Origin of the sequence: Plantibacter sp. T3, from assembly GCF_902506515.1 — a bacterium.
GTDB classification, from domain to species: domain Bacteria; phylum Actinomycetota; class Actinomycetes; order Actinomycetales; family Microbacteriaceae; genus Plantibacter; species Plantibacter auratus.
The window spans coordinates 719725-731498 of the sequence record NZ_LR733286.1 but is presented as its reverse complement, the minus strand read 5'-3'; the positions used below and the strand labels follow the sequence as shown (position 1 = coordinate 731498).

Sequence of the window (11774 nt, the reverse complement as noted above, 5' to 3'; positions counted from 1 at the left end):
AGCCTAGCCGCGGTCACGGTGCGTGCGTGAGTCGCCCGAAGCTGCACGGAATTCAGCGATTTCCGTGCAGTTCCGGGCGACTCAGCGCTGCAGACCGGCCCGTCGCCAGACGAGGAGCGCGAGGTACGCCGGGAGCGAGGCGCCGAAGAACGGCAGGAGCGTCGGGAAGAGGTAACAGACCAGGGCGAACGTCACTTCGCCGATCAGGAGCAGCAGGGCTGTGAAGGGCCGACGGGCGACGAGCGCCCCGGCCCCGACCAGCCATGCCCGGGCCGACGCGTCCGGTTGCAGCGCCGCCGACGCCGGTAGGGCGAGCAGGAGGAGTCCGAGGGCGAGTGCCACCGGCGCGGTCGCGGCGAGCAGCGCGATCGCGACCGCCGACCCCTGTTCGAGCTGGGCGGTCAAGAACGAGACGTCGACGACGAGCATCGCCATGACCACGACCACCCCGACGCCGAGCGGCAGCGAGCGTCGCCAGGTCGCCGCGAACTCCCGGAAGACGCCGGTGAAGACCGCGTGCTCCTCGCCGTCCAGCCAGCGTCGCATCGAGCGGCTCGCCGCGATGACCGCTGGGACGGCGGTCACCACACCGAGCGACAGCACCGCAGCGGCCAGACCTGCCGCCGCGACGTTCATCGGGTGGACGAGCGCACCGAGCAGACGGCCTTCCCAGCCGGTGCGCTTGACTGCCATGCCGCTCATCCTCGCAGCCTCCGTCCTGCGAAGCCGTTACCGGCCGCGTCCATCCCCTCATGACGTGGTCGCGCTCCGTCGAGCCGCACGACCACCTGTTCCACGTCCGTGAGCCCGGGGATCGTCACCACCAGTCCCTCGTCGTCCTCGGTCATCGTCGCGGCCAGCGGCACGGACTCACCGAACCGCACGGGTTGGAGCACGGACACGAACCGCGCCGAGTGCGACGGGGACGAGGTCCGGCGCAGCGTGTGCTGCACCCGCTCGATCTCGAGCCCCGGTGTCGACGAGGTCGGGTTGGCCTGGACCACCGTCGGATGCACGACGTCGATCGAATCGACGTCGTCGAGCGAGGTCACGAGGAGGCCGGCAGCGCCGGCGGGTGCGAGCCGACGGCCGTCGTCCAACGGCGCCGCCGGGTGCGTCGTCTGCAGCAACCAGGTCCAGGAGCGGGCGGTGTCCGCCTCGAGGTCGTCGACGAGGACGAGCGCGCCGCTCGGCGTCCGCACGAGGTGGCGCCGGAGCCTGCGGACGCCGAGTTCCGGCGCGTACAGGGCGCCGATCTCGCTGACCGTATGCACCCAGTCCCCGGCGAGCGTGACCTCGAGCATCTCGCCGACACGGTCCTCGGCGAGTCCGGCGTGGACGTCGTAGTGTCCTTCACGCCCGTACCCGGCACCGTCGACGAGCACACCGTTGTGGTGCTCCGTCCGCTTGCGGGAGGAGTAGCCCTCGTCGATCGCGAGGTACTCGCCGCCACCGAGCAAGACGAACGCGCCTGCGTCGGGGTGATGATGGCCGGTGTTGAGGGTCGTCCAACCTCGTTCGCGCCGGTGACGGTGCGACTCCCGCCATGCCCGCCAGCCGCCGCCCGGCGACGCCTTGACCGAGACGAGGGTCGCATCCGCGTCCCACGACGTCCGACCGGCCACGAGGCCGAGATCGGGGAAGTACCTGGCCGTCGGGAGCTCCTCAGGACCGATCGCCTCGACCGTGGGGTCGAACCAGAGCAGCTCCTGATACGCCTCGGGCAACACCCCTGGACGGACACCGCTCTGAGACGCCTCCCGCCAGAGGAGGTCGGTGGAGACACGATCTGCCAACCACTGGGCCTGCGGGATCCGGTACTCGGCGGCCAGCTTCCGGTACAGCGCGATCGAGTGTCCGCTGCGGTGGTCGTGGCAGTCACCGTGATCGACGATGCGCTCGAGGTCCGGAGCGGCCTGGTGGAGCCGGAACCAGAAGGTTTCCCGGAGGTGCTCGCTCCGCGGGAACCAGTCGACGCCCTCGGCGGCACGCAACACGTCGAGATAGCTCACCAACCACGGCTCGCCGTAGCGCCAGTACACGACGCCCTCGTGGTTCGAGCCGTCGGCCGGCAGGAGGTCGAGGACCTCGTCGAAGTTCACCTTCGCGCGCTCGGCCCAGGCCAGGGCGCCGGGATGCTCGTCGGCCAGGACGTACCCGGCGGTGGCGAGACCGGTGAAGCAGATCCAGTTGTGGTTCTGCCAGTACGACGACGACCACCAGTCGCCCTCGGTCTCGACGGCGAATTCGAACAGGCGGGTGCCCTGCAGGATCAGGCGGTCCCGGAGTCGGGCCCGCTCCCCCACGTCGAGCGCATCACCGGCCCAGGCGAGGGCCAGTGACAGTCCGTGGAGCAGCCAGCCGGCATCGAGGTCGTGGTCCGGCAGATGCGCGCGACCCCAGTGCTCGAAGGCCAGTGGTGGCGCGAGCCAGCGTCGCAGCTCGTCGAGGTACTGCGGCTGCCCGGTCAGCCGGTGGGCGAGCGCGAGGTTCGCCGCGGCGGGGCCGAAGTACGTGATCGAGGCCAGCGGGTGCTCCGTCGGGAGCTCGATCCCACGGAGGCGTTCGCATTCGTCGAGCAGGCGACGGAACTCGCGGTGCCGCACGCCGGTCAGCTCGGCGCGGAGGCGGTCCTCCCGCCCGTCGAGGAGCAGTGGCGGGATCACGGCAGCAGCTCCCGTTCGAGGGTTCGTCCGTCGGACAGGCCGACGACCAGGCGACCCGCATCGAGACGGATCGACGTGATCGGCGACACCTCCGCCTCAGCGAAGACCGACACGAACGTGACCTGCGCGGCCGTCGCCGTCCAGTCGCCGACGGCCAGGGGGACGGTCGGGTCGTCCGACGGCCCTCTGCCCGGGGCGTCCAGGAGGACGGACGCGACATCCGCGACATGGTGGCCGTGCAGCCGACGCCCGGACGGGCCGGACCAGCCGGTGCGCCACCCGTCAACGTGCTGGACGACCTCGAACGGCACGGCGGGTCGGAGGGCGGAAGTGAAGGTCCGGAGCGAGCCGTCGGCGGTCGCTGCACGGAGCACGTCGATGAGGATTCCGCCGGTGGACTCGACCCGCCGGTCGAGTCGGACGCCGGCGATCGCCTCACTGGAGGACGCGTGGACGAGCGTCGTGTCGGAAGCATGGTCGACCTCCCAGCGCTCCACGTGGGCCGAACTCTCGAGCTGATCGGCGTCGTCCGCCCGGACGGTCGGGTGCGCCGTCGTCCTGGCGTAGTGGTCGCGCCGCAAGGCGCTGCCGTACGGCGGGACGCCGGGAGCGGGCTGCCAGGCGACCCCGTCTCCGTACAGGTACAGGGCGAGGGTGTCGAGATGCCCGTGCGAGCCGCCGTGCGGTCCGGCATCGAGCACCGCCTGCAGGGAGCTCGCCTCGGAGCGCACGACCGCGTAGCCGACGTCGGCGAAGAGCGCCGAGCCACGGCCGGGTGCGTCACCTGACATCGCGAGCGGTGCCCCGGAGAACCAGCCGTCGAGGAGGTCCTCGAGTCCGTCGTGACCAGCACCGATACGACGCCGAGCCCAGGCCTCGACCGCGTCGAGACCGGTCCGATCCCAGAGCTGCCCGGCGAGGACGCAGATCTCCAACACTTCGAGGTGGACGCCGAGTCGGTCGTACGGGCCGTCGTGCAGCATCGGCAGGCGACCATCCGGTCCGGCGAAGCCGACGAGCACATCGACCATCCGACGCAGCCGGTCGACGAGGGCCGGATCGAGCGCAGCCGGGTCGGCCCCGGCGAGGGTGAGGAGATAGGCGCGGAGCACGAACAGGTGGTAGTAGGTGGACCCCTCCCACTCCCAGCCGTCCTGGCGGATGGCGACGGCCGAGTGCACGACCGCCTGCTCGATCCAGCGCGCCTGATCCCCGTGCGGCGCGACTCCGCCCACTGCGGCGAGCGCCCGGGTGGCCAGGCCACCGGCCGCGTCGAGCCAGGCGACGTAGTTGCTCGTGAGGTCGTCGCGCTCGATGACGAGCACCCGACGGGACTCGACGATCGTCTCCATGAGGGCCTCGAGCATCGTCGCGACGGGTGTGCCCATCGCCGCCCGGGCCGCCTCGTCCTCGGCGAGCACGACGACCGCGTCGGCGATCTGGGTGGCCCAGATCGCTTCGGTCAACGCCTGCTTGAAGAGCTTGCCCTGCAGCATCCAGCTCTCGCTGTCGCGGTTCCACTCGGCCGTGATCTCGGCGGAGTAGTCGGCGAACTCACGCACGATGGCGAGGGCCTGTGCCTGGTCGGCCGGGTCGCCGTGTCGACGGAACCGTCGCGACGCCGTCCGCGCGAGTCGGGCCGCAGCCTGATGCTCGAGCACCAGCCACGCCGAGGCGTACGGCTCCCCGTGCAGTTCGCAGCCGTAGGTGCAGACGAAGGCGTCGCCGCGTGCCTCGAGCAGCTCGGTGCCGTGGGTGGGGCAGACGAAGTCGTGCCACCAGCCGCCGCGCGCCCGGGTGACGGTGGTCATCGGAAGTTTGCCCCTCCGTTGATGTCGACGACCTGGCCGGTCACGAACGACGACAGTTCGGAGGCGAGGAACAGGGCGACCCCGGCCACGTCGTCCACCGTGCCGGCGCGCCCGAGCGGGATGCCCGCGACGATTCCCTCCTGCGCCTTCGTCGGCGTGAAGGTGTTGTGGAACGCCGTGTCGCCGATGAAGCCCGGGGCGACCGCGTTCACCGTCACGCCTGCGGACGCGATCTCCTTCGCGAGCGCCCGGGTGAACCCGATGACGCCGGCCTTCGCCGCCGCATACGGCACCGATCCCGCCCCGCCGCCGTTCTCGCTGGCGAGGGACGACATGAGGATCACGCGTCCGGCACCGGAGGCGGTGAGGGCGGGGAGCGCGGCCCGCGTGACGGCGAAGCTGCTCGTGAGGTTCACGTCGAGGACCTGGTGCCAGTGCTCGTCGGTCATCTCGGCGACCGTCGCCCGCCCGACGAGGTGGCCGGCGTTGTTGACGAGGATGTCGAGGCCGCCGAGCGCCTCGGTCGCCTGCTGCACCACGGCGTCCGCCTGGGCGGAGTCGGTCAGGTCGCCCTGGACCGCGACGGCCGTCCGCCCGGCGGCGGTGAGCTCGTCGACGACCGCTGCTGCGCCGTCCGCGCTCGACGCGTAGTGCACGGCGACGTCCGCTCCGCTCGCGCCGAGTGCTCGGGCGATCGCGGCTCCGATGCCGGCGCCTCCGCCGGTGACGAGGGCGCGGCGGCCGGTGAGGTCGATCTGCATGGTGATTCCTTTGCTGGTGTTCGGTCCGCTCGTGATGAGCGGTGGGCGGGGTCGCCGGCTACTTGATGCCGGCGTTCGTGAACCCCTGGATGAAGTACTTCTGGCAGAACAGGAAGAGGAGGACCATCGGGATGGTCGCCATCGTGGTGCCGGCCATCAGGTATTGCCACTGCGTCCCGTCGAGCTGTTGGAACACCGCGAGCCCGACCTGGATCACCCTGAGGTCGTCCCTCGTGGTGACGAGGAGCGGCCAGAGGAAGTTGTTCCAGCTCTCCTGGAAGGTCAGGAGCGCGACCGTCGCGATCGCCGGCTTGATGAGTGGCGTGTAGATCCGCGAGAAGATGCGGAACTCGCTGAGTCCGTCGATCCGTGCGGCCTCGGCGAGCTCCGTCGGGAGCGAGAGGTAGAACTGGCGGAACAGGAAGATCGCGGTCGCGCTCAGGCCACCGGGGATGATGAGCGCCCACCAGGTGTTGAGCCACCCGGATCCGCCCTGCCCGAGGATGTCGTTCCCGCCGAACAGGGGCATGAACTTCACGAGCAGGAACTGCGGCACGATCTTCGTGTAGGTCGGGATCATGAGCATCGCGACGAAGCCGAGGAACACGAGCTCCCGGCCGCGGAAGCGGATCCTGGCCAGCGAGTAGCCGGCCATCGCGGCGAAGATCAGCGTGATGATCGTGTGCGACGCGGAGATGATGAAGCTGTTCCGGAAGTACGTCGCGAAGGGCGCCGCCTGGAGCGCCTCCGGGTAGTTGCTCCACTCCCACACCTTGGGCAGGAACGTCGGCGGGAACTCGGCGAGCTCGGCCGGGGACTTCAGCGACGTCGCGATCATCCAGATGAACGGCACGACCATGGTGAGCGCACCGAGCGTGAGGGCGAGGTTGAGGACGACGCGTCCGATCCACCGTCGGTTCCGACGACGCCCGGCGGGCTTCGTCGGGAAGTCCTCGTGGGCTCCGGTGACGAGCGACCTCGTCGTGAGCGGTTCGGCGGTCATCCCTCGTCACCCTTCGTCGCGCGGCGGCCGATGACGGTCATGACGAGGAGCATCAGGAACAGCAGCACCGACTGCGCCGACGCCATCCCCATCTCGAAGTTCTGGAACGCGGAGCGGTAGACCTCGTAGGTCATCATCGTCGTGGAGTTGGCGGGCCCGCCGTCGGTCAGGACGTAGATCTGGTCGAACACTTGGAACGCTCCGATGATGGAGATGATGAGCACGAAGAAGGTGGCGGGCTTCAGCATCGGCACGGTGATCGCGAAGAACTTGCGGATCGGCCCGGCACCGTCGACCGCGGCGGCCTCGTAGAGCGAGGGGTCGACGTTCTGCAGCGCCGCGATGTAGATGAGCATCTTGACGCCGATGCCCTGCCACGCTCCGACGAGGATGACCGAGGGGAGCGCCCACTCGGGGTCGGCCAGCCAGGCCTGACCCGGGATCCCGACCACCGAGAGGATCCCGTTCAGGAGACCCTGCTGCGGGTTGAAGATCCACAGCCAGACCATCGCGATGGCGACCGTGGCCGTCACCTGCGGGAGGAAGAACGCGGTCCGGAACCAGGTGCGCAGTCGCAGGTTCTGGTTGAGCGCGACGGCGATGACCATGGCGATCGCCATCGAGGCGGGCACGGTCCAGAAGGTGTAGACGATCGTGTTCCACGTGGCCTGGCCGAACACCGGGTCCTGGAAGATCTCCACGTAGTTGTCGAGACCGATCCACGCGGGGGCGTCGAAGATGTCGTAGTCGGTGAAGCTCAGGGCGATCGTCGCGAGGACGGGGATCGCGGTCCAGAGGCCGATGTGGAACACGGCCGGAGCGACCATGAGCCAGCCGAACAGGCCGCTCTTCCGTGCCGCACGCTTGCTGGCGGCCCGCCGCGGGATGGGTGGAGGTTGCCGAGGGTCGAGCGTCCTCGGGACGTCGGGGGTGCGCGTCGCGGTCATGATCACCGGTCCAACTTCTTCTGGAAGGTCGCGGCGAGGTCGGTGAGCGCCGCCTTCGCCGTCTTCTTGCGGAGGATCGCGTTCTCGATCGCCGGGGCGACGTCGCCGCGGAGACCGAGCCACTTGGGGGGCCCGCCCTCACGCTTGGCGACCGACAGGTTCTCCATGGCGAACTGCACCAGGCGGTCGTCCTGCACGTACTCGCTCTCGAGGAGCTCGGTGAGCGCCGGCACGTTGCCGCGTTGCTGATTGGCCGCCAGCGCCGGGCCGGGGCTCGCCAGGAACTCGACGAGTTTCTGCGCCGCCCGTTCGTGGGCCGAGGTGGCGGAGACCGCCGCCATCGTCCCGCCGACGAACATGCTGGGCGAGTCACCGGGGATGAGGAACGGCTCGAGGTCGTCCAACACCTCCGGGTCGGCCGCCTCGGCCTGGGTCCACACGTTGTTGTGTGCGATCGCCATCGCCGCGCGCCCGTTGATGAGCGGGTTGACGGTCGCATTGGGCGCCGAGAAGCCGGTGTCCTCCACCTTCTCCTCGTGGAAGAGGTCGACGATCCGTTGCAGCGCCTCCACACCCTGCTCGGAGTCGAAGGCCGGCGAGCTGTTGTCGTCGGAGAAGAGCGATCCGCCGTTCGAGAACAACGCCGTCTCGAACATCTGGCGCGGTTCGATGGTCAACATGTCGAAGCCGGTGCGCGTCAGCTTGCCCGAGGCGTCGCGCTCGGTCAGCGCATCGGCCATCTCGACGAGTTCGTCCCAGGTCCGAGGGGTGTGGTCGTAGCCGGCCTCGCGGAGGAGGTCCATCCGCGCCACCCCGAAGCGGGCGTCGAGCATGATCGGGACGCCGTAGACGTCGCCGTTCCAGAGCCCGGCCTCGACGATCTGTGGCGTCATGGTCTGCTCCAGCGACTCGGCGGTGAGGCCTCCGTCGGTGAGGTTGGCGAGCACCCCGCGATCGGCGAAGGCCTCGATCCATCCGACGCCCATCATCATGACGTCCGGCACGAGACCGGAGACGACGCCGGTGGTCAGCTTCTCGTTGAGCCGGGCGTAGTTCGTGTAGTCGACGGACACGGTCACGTCGGGGTACATCTCCGTGAACTGCGGCAGCAGCTCCTCCTCCAGCAGCTTCTGGCCCGCTGTGCCCTCGAAGATCGGGGTCAGCATCGTCAGGTCGCCGCTGATGGCGTTCGGGTCGGTGTCCTCCTCAGCTGCCGGGGTCGAGCACGCGCCGAGAGCCAGCGCGAGCGCACTCGCGGTGAGCAGTCCGGTGGCGATGCGGGCCCTGCGGATGCCGGTCGTCCGCCGGTGGCGGGACCTCATGGTCCGGGTGGTCATGCGTTGGTTCCCTTCACGGGTATCGATTCGGGGCGACGATGCCGCGAGTCCGTGACGTCGTCGTCATCGGTATCCAGGATCGGCGATGATCTTGTGTATCGATTTACCGACCATAACCACCACATCCGGTGGCGTCAACTGGCTCTACGCGGCGGCCGTGGCCGATACCAGTCATAGAGCGGCAGAATCGGCGAGATGTTGGTGGCGCGACCGCTTTATCGATACACTGGAAAGCGGTACCGACGCCGTGTTCCCGGCTGACGCGGAGCCACGAAGGGGGCGGTCATGGCCGACAAGGTGACGATCCAACAGGTCGCCGCGGCAGCGGGCGTCTCGACGAGCACCGTCTCGAACGTCCTCAACAGTCGCTCCGACCGGATGCAGCCCGAGACCCGCGACCGGGTCTTCGCAGCCATCAGAGCCCTCGACTACCGACCCAACCGGGCAGCACGGCAACTGCGCACCGGGCAGACGAAGACGATCGGCCTCATCGTGCCGTCGGTCAGCAACCCGTTCTGGGGAGCGTTCGCCCGCGAGCTCGAGCAGGCCGCACTCGGCCACGGCTACAACGTCCTCCTCGGCAACAGCGAGCGCGACCCCGGACGAGAGCTCGGGTACGTGGAGGAGCTGTGGGACAACGGCGTCCGCGACATCGTGCTCTGCACCTCACTGCCGTCCCTCGACCACCTGGCGTCGTTCGTCGAGCGCGGCCTCAACCTCATCCTGTTCGACCGCCCCGTCCAGCCCGGCGACCCGCCCCTCGTCGCGAGCATCGGGATCGACAACCACGTCGGCGGCAGCGTCGCGACGTCCCACCTGACGGGGCTCGGGCACCGCCGGATCGCGTTCGTCTCCGGGTCGCAACGTTCGGTGAACCGGACCGTCCGGCACGCCGGCTTCCTCGCGGCGGTCCAGGCGGCGGGCCTCGACGCGGCGGAGTTGCCGGTGTGGGCGGGGCTTCCGGCTGATGCCGACGAGCTCGAGGCACCCGAGGTCGGCCGGCGGGCCGTGCACGACCTGTTCAGCGCCGGTCCACCGCCGACGGCCATCATCGCGATCAACGACATGACGGCCCTCGGGGTGTGCAAAGGCATCCGCGATCTCGGACTCGGCATCGGCACGGACGTCTCCGTCGTCGGCTTCGACGACATCCCCCTGGCCGATCTCGTGTCACCGTCGCTGACGACCGTCCGTCAGCCGATCGCCCGGATGGCGGCGCTGGCGGTCGAGCAGGTGGTCACGCGCGAACGGACCGACGACCGGGAGTCGACCCACGCGATCCTGCTCCGCCCGGAACTGGTCGTGCGTGACTCGACGGGTGCGGCGCCCGCCGAGCCGGCACGCGGCTGATCAGCCCCCGAACAGCTTGCCGAAGAACCCTTTTCGCGGCTTCCAGCCGGCGGCGGTCAGGGCGTCGATCACAGGCTGCTTCACCTCGTCCGTCGTGAACTGGTAGCCCATGAGGTGGCCGGTCGTGGTGCCGTTCCGGTCGGTCGACTGTGCGATCGGCGCGGCGCGCCCACCGAAGGTGAAGGTCTTCTGGGGCCCCGACTGCCACGTGCGCTTCGTCGAGAGCCCGTCGAGGCCGACGGTGGTCTTCGAGGAGGAGGAGTGCTCGTGGAACTCCCACTCCCCGTCCTCGGGGTGCAGCTCGACCTGCAGCTCGTACTCGGCACTGAACATCCCGGCGCCGATGAAGCCGAGCCAGCGCTGGTCGGCGTACCGCCAGTGCGCGACGATCCCGTCGGGTGTCGGGTCGTAGATGAAGGGGAGTTCTTCGCTGTTGAGCGCGAGGATCCGGGCCTGGGCGTCGCGGAGGTCGAAGGTCATGGGGCGAGTCTAGGCAGACGGACCGCCCGGCGACATGGGGACAGCTCCCCGTCACCCGGCTCCCCTACGCTGGCCGGGTGAGCGAATCCATCCTGACCCAGAACGTCCTGACCGTCATGAGCTACAACATCCGCACCGCCGTCGCCCAGCCCGGTCACGAGTGGGTGGACCGTGCACCGCTCGTCTCACAGGTCATCGCCCGCAACGCCCCAGACCTCCTCGGGCTGCAGGAGGTCCGCGAGCACCAGCTGCACGACCTGCTCCCGGGCCTCGCCGAGTACGACTGGTTCGGGCAGGGCCGTGACGGCGGTTCGGCCGGCGAGTACGGGCCGGTGTGCTTCCGCCGCTCGCGGTTCGAACAGCTCGACGCCGGCGAATTCTGGCTGTCGGACACCCCCGACGAACCGGGCTCGAACACCTGGCCGTCGCTGCACGCACGGTTCGTCACCTGGGTCAGGCTCCGCGAGCGTCGCACCGGCGACGAGCTCGTCTTCGCCAACACCCACCTCGACCACGAGAGCTCACCGCACGGCGACGACGTCCGCACGCGCAGCGCGAAGCTGATCGCCGACCGATTCTCCGGCGTCGACGTCCCCGTCCTCCTCACCGGCGACTTCAACACCGAACGCGGATCGGCGGCGCACGACTCCCTGGCGGACGCCGGGTTCGTCGACCTCTCGCCGGTCGAGAGCGACGGTATCGGCACGTTCCAGGGCTACGGTCCCCAGCGTCCCGGGAACGCACGCATCGACTGGGTGCTCGGTCGCTCAGGCAGCGTCGCTCCGCACACCCGACTGGAACCGATCGAAGCCCTCGTCGACGAGCAGGACCCCACCTCGGAGGCGAGCGACCACTTCCCCATCCTCATCCGGGCGCAGCTCACCCACTGACGGCGATCAGACGCCGAGGTGTCCTCGCCGACGCCGTCCGACGATGTCGGGCACGATGGATCGAGAGCGGTCGTACGATCGCGCCCGCACCACGAGGAGGAACCATGTCCGTCGTCACGCTGATCCGATCCGACGAGCTCTCCGACGCCGCGGAGTACGCCTACGCGTCATCCGTTCCGGCGAGCGCCCGGCTGTTGTTCCTGGCCGGATGCTGCCCGCTCAACGTCGACGGCTCGACCGCTGCCGTCGGGGACGTCGCCGGCCAGGCGGAGAAGTGCGTCGAGAACCTCGTCATCGCCCTCGAGGCCGCCGGTGCGACGCTCGGCGACGTGGCCAGTACCCGGGTGCTCGTCGCGTCGACGAAGCAGTCCGACCTCGTCACCGCATGGGAGATCGTACGCGCCGCCTTCGGCGATCACGACGTGCCATCGACGCTTCTCGGGGTCACCGTGCTCGGCTACGACGACCAGCTCGTCGAGATCGAGGCGACCGCCGCCGTCGCCTGACACCGATCGGTGCCGATGCTCGT

At 69.6% G+C, this 11774-nt stretch carries 11 protein-coding genes; 3 read left to right on the top strand and 8 right to left on the bottom strand.

Translation table 11 applies throughout. The features are described from left to right. Positions 1 to 81: 81 nt before the first annotated feature. The 7 genes from GV015_RS03585 to GV015_RS03555 are packed head-to-tail and all read right to left on the bottom strand — an operon-like array spanning position 82 to position 8525. Positions 82 to 693 carry a DUF624 domain-containing protein gene (locus GV015_RS03585; protein WP_159876608.1) on the bottom strand — a complete coding sequence of 204 codons (612 nt, stop codon included), beginning with the start codon at positions 691 to 693 and terminating at the stop codon, positions 82 to 84. A gap of 5 nt (positions 694 to 698) precedes the next feature. After that, the gene (locus GV015_RS03580; protein ID WP_159876606.1) at positions 699 to 2666 is read right to left on the bottom strand and encodes a heparinase II/III family protein; all 1968 of its coding nucleotides are present in this window, start codon (positions 2664 to 2666) and stop codon (positions 699 to 701) included. After that, positions 2663 to 4477, bottom strand: coding sequence for a heparinase II/III family protein (locus GV015_RS03575; protein ID WP_159876603.1), 1815 nt, complete (start codon positions 4475 to 4477; stop codon positions 2663 to 2665). The genes GV015_RS03580 and GV015_RS03575 overlap by 4 nt, the downstream gene beginning before the upstream one ends. Next, positions 4474 to 5238, bottom strand: a complete 765-nt coding sequence (locus tag GV015_RS03570; RefSeq protein ID WP_079704377.1) for an SDR family NAD(P)-dependent oxidoreductase — start codon at positions 5236 to 5238, stop codon at positions 4474 to 4476. The genes GV015_RS03575 and GV015_RS03570 overlap by 4 nt, the downstream gene beginning before the upstream one ends. Positions 5239 to 5296: 58 nt before the next feature. Then, the gene (locus GV015_RS03565) at positions 5297 to 6241 is read right to left on the bottom strand and encodes a carbohydrate ABC transporter permease (RefSeq protein ID WP_086472530.1); all 945 of its coding nucleotides are present in this window, start codon (positions 6239 to 6241) and stop codon (positions 5297 to 5299) included. After that, a complete protein-coding gene (locus GV015_RS03560) occupies positions 6238 to 7188 on the bottom strand; it encodes a carbohydrate ABC transporter permease (protein ID WP_159876601.1) in 951 nt (316 codons plus the stop codon). Before GV015_RS03560 ends, GV015_RS03565 begins: the two co-directional genes overlap by 4 nt. A 2-nt stretch (positions 7189 to 7190) precedes the next feature. After that, positions 7191 to 8525, bottom strand: a complete 1335-nt coding sequence (locus GV015_RS03555) for an extracellular solute-binding protein (RefSeq protein ID WP_159876599.1) — start codon at positions 8523 to 8525, stop codon at positions 7191 to 7193. A gap of 285 nt (positions 8526 to 8810) precedes the next feature. On the opposite strand from GV015_RS03555, the gene GV015_RS03550 reads away from it, so the two are divergent. Further along, positions 8811 to 9875 (top strand): LacI family DNA-binding transcriptional regulator, encoded by a 1065-nt coding sequence (locus tag GV015_RS03550; protein ID WP_159876596.1) that lies wholly within the window; start codon positions 8811 to 8813, stop codon positions 9873 to 9875. On the opposite strand, the gene GV015_RS03545 is transcribed toward GV015_RS03550, so the two are convergent. Then, complete coding sequence (locus GV015_RS03545; protein ID WP_159876594.1) at positions 9876 to 10355, bottom strand: hypothetical protein; 480 nt, start codon at positions 10353 to 10355, stop codon at positions 9876 to 9878. 77 nt (positions 10356 to 10432) lie between these two features. Here GV015_RS03545 and GV015_RS03540 point away from each other — a divergent pair, with 77 nt between their 5' ends. Next, positions 10433 to 11245 (top strand): endonuclease/exonuclease/phosphatase family protein, encoded by an 813-nt coding sequence (locus tag GV015_RS03540; protein WP_137242887.1) that lies wholly within the window; start codon positions 10433 to 10435, stop codon positions 11243 to 11245. A 104-nt stretch (positions 11246 to 11349) separates the two neighbouring features. After that, a complete protein-coding gene (locus GV015_RS03535) occupies positions 11350 to 11751 on the top strand; it encodes a RidA family protein (RefSeq protein ID WP_159876592.1) in 402 nt (133 codons plus the stop codon). Positions 11752 to 11774 lie beyond the last annotated feature (23 nt).

Excerpts from the sequence above, each read along its gene's own strand:
- GV015_RS03585 (WP_159876608.1), bottom strand. The coding sequence starts at position 693 with ATGGCAGTCAAGCGCACCGGCTGGGAAGGCCGTCTGCTCGGTGCGCTC.
- GV015_RS03575 (WP_159876603.1), bottom strand. The coding sequence starts at position 4,477 with ATGACCACCGTCACCCGGGCGCGCGGCGGCTGGTGGCACGACTTCGTC.
- GV015_RS03570 (WP_079704377.1), bottom strand. The coding sequence starts at position 5,238 with ATGCAGATCGACCTCACCGGCCGCCGCGCCCTCGTCACCGGCGGAGGC.
- GV015_RS03565 (WP_086472530.1), bottom strand. The coding sequence starts at position 6,241 with ATGACCGCCGAACCGCTCACGACGAGGTCGCTCGTCACCGGAGCCCAC.
- GV015_RS03560 (WP_159876601.1), bottom strand. The coding sequence starts at position 7,188 with ATGACCGCGACGCGCACCCCCGACGTCCCGAGGACGCTCGACCCTCGG.
- GV015_RS03555 (WP_159876599.1), bottom strand. The coding sequence starts at position 8,525 with ATGACCACCCGGACCATGAGGTCCCGCCACCGGCGGACGACCGGCATC.
- GV015_RS03550 (WP_159876596.1), top strand. The coding sequence starts at position 8,811 with ATGGCCGACAAGGTGACGATCCAACAGGTCGCCGCGGCAGCGGGCGTC.
- GV015_RS03545 (WP_159876594.1), bottom strand. The coding sequence starts at position 10,355 with ATGACCTTCGACCTCCGCGACGCCCAGGCCCGGATCCTCGCGCTCAAC.
- GV015_RS03535 (WP_159876592.1), top strand. The coding sequence starts at position 11,350 with ATGTCCGTCGTCACGCTGATCCGATCCGACGAGCTCTCCGACGCCGCG.